General features: G+C 22.3%; 3 protein-coding genes. All 3 read right to left on the reverse strand.

Translation table 11 applies throughout. The annotated features are described in order from the left end of the window. Positions 1-424, reverse strand: a 424-nt coding sequence (locus Q0370_RS04915; protein ID WP_299572884.1) for a hypothetical protein, incomplete at its 3' end; no start/stop codon positions are given. Between the two features lie 38 nt (positions 425-462). Next, positions 463-1206 carry a hypothetical protein gene (locus tag Q0370_RS04920; RefSeq protein WP_147005920.1) on the reverse strand — a complete coding sequence of 248 codons (744 nt, stop codon included), beginning with the start codon at positions 1204-1206 and terminating at the stop codon, positions 463-465. A gap of 36 nt (positions 1207-1242) precedes the next feature. Continuing rightward, entirely contained in the window at positions 1243-1494 is a 252-nt protein-coding gene (locus Q0370_RS04925; protein WP_026747755.1) for a hypothetical protein, read from the reverse strand. Positions 1495-1649: the final 155 nt, after the last annotated feature.

Genomic DNA, 1649 nt, shown 5'->3' on the forward strand with positions numbered 1-1649 from the left:
ACTCATTTAGTTTTTCTATGGATTCCTGCTGATATTCTTGAATTGATTTCATTAACTCTTTAAATTCATTTTCGTTATATTCTTTTATTAAGCTGTCCGAATTTTCACACTCTTTATTTTCAATCTGATACATTCTCTCGAAAAACTTTATCAATAATTTTTTAGTATTGTATAAATATTCATAATCAAAATCAGGATAATTATCTGAATGGATATACTCAAAAAGTTCATTTAAAAAATTTTCTTTAGCCTTGTAATCTTTTAAATCAAATATATCTCCCAAATTAAAATTTTTTTCAAACTTTCCTTTAATATTTTGAGTTTCAACTCTCCACTCATTATTGCCTTCTGATTCAAATGTAATTTTGATATATTTTAATTCGTTTGAATGTACTAATTTTAAATTCAAATCATATTTTTTCATAAATTCCTCCTAAATCTTAAAAATTTCGACTTTATATGTTATATAAAAATGTTTTCTCTAATAAGAACACTATTTTTACCTATCTGATCTATTATTCCTTTTATTGTTAATTCTTCTCCTACTAATAAATTTGTATTTTCTTTTTGTTTTGACAAAAAAACTACTTGAAAATTTTCAAATTCATTTGCTATTAAACTAACATCACCATTAACATTAACATCTTTTATTATACCAGAGGTCTCTATACATTTATCAACACATAGAAAACTGCTTTTTTTACATTGGTTTATCAATTCTAATATTTCTATTTTTTCATAAGAAGTATCTTTTTGTATTGTTTTTAATCTATTATAAATTTTTGTACTAAGTGAATTTCCATAAACTTCAAGAGTTACTTTTACTACTTTATAACTTTCTTTATCTTGAAAATATAATTGTAACAACCTATTTCCATTACTTGTTTCTTTTTTATTAACATAAGTTAATTTATCCATTACATAACTACATTCAGAATTTTCAAGTATTATTTTTTCATTTTCAAGATATAATTTTATTTTTTTATTACTAACTAATTTAGATATTTTCCAATTATTAACAGCTACACAATATACATAATATAATTTTATTGTATCTTGTATTGTACCTGCAAAATAATGATAATACAGCATTAATAGACATACTACTGGTATTAAAACAAATATTCCTGAAATTCCAAATGAAACTATCAAAAAAAATAGTCCTGGAAAAAAAAGAATAGCAATAATCGCAATTATAAATCCCATAATTTATCATCCTCCTAATTTATATATCAAACTATTTTAATTTTCTGGAATGCACACTTGACTGCTACTTATTACTTCATCTGGAACTCCTTCACTTCTTAATTTTTTTATGCATTCTCTCATGTCCATTCTTTCTGTTGGCTGTTCCGATTTATCTATCAAAACATAAATACCAAAACCTATAATAATTATTATCATCGCTATAAAAAATTTTTTTACTTGCTCTCTTATTTCATTTTCTATTTCATGTCTTCGTTTTTCTTCAGTATTTTTTTTCACTATTTTCATGTAGTTTCCTCCAATCTGTTAATATTTATAATTCTAAATAACTTATTCAGTATAACAAAGAATACTATAATTAAACCTTTAGATTAACCTTATTTTGTCTTTTTTTTTTTTTTTGAATTATGTTTAATATTTTTCACAAAAATATATCTATTTAA

Origin of the sequence: uncultured Leptotrichia sp., assembly GCF_938036635.1 — a bacterium.
In the GTDB taxonomy this organism is placed as follows: Bacteria; Fusobacteriota; Fusobacteriia; order Fusobacteriales; family Leptotrichiaceae; genus Leptotrichia; species Leptotrichia hongkongensis.

Excerpts from the sequence above, each read along its gene's own strand:
- Q0370_RS04920 (WP_147005920.1), bottom strand. The coding sequence starts at position 1,206 with ATGGGATTTATAATTGCGATTATTGCTATTCTTTTTTTTCCAGGACTA.
- Q0370_RS04925 (WP_026747755.1), bottom strand. The coding sequence starts at position 1,494 with ATGAAAATAGTGAAAAAAAATACTGAAGAAAAACGAAGACATGAAATA.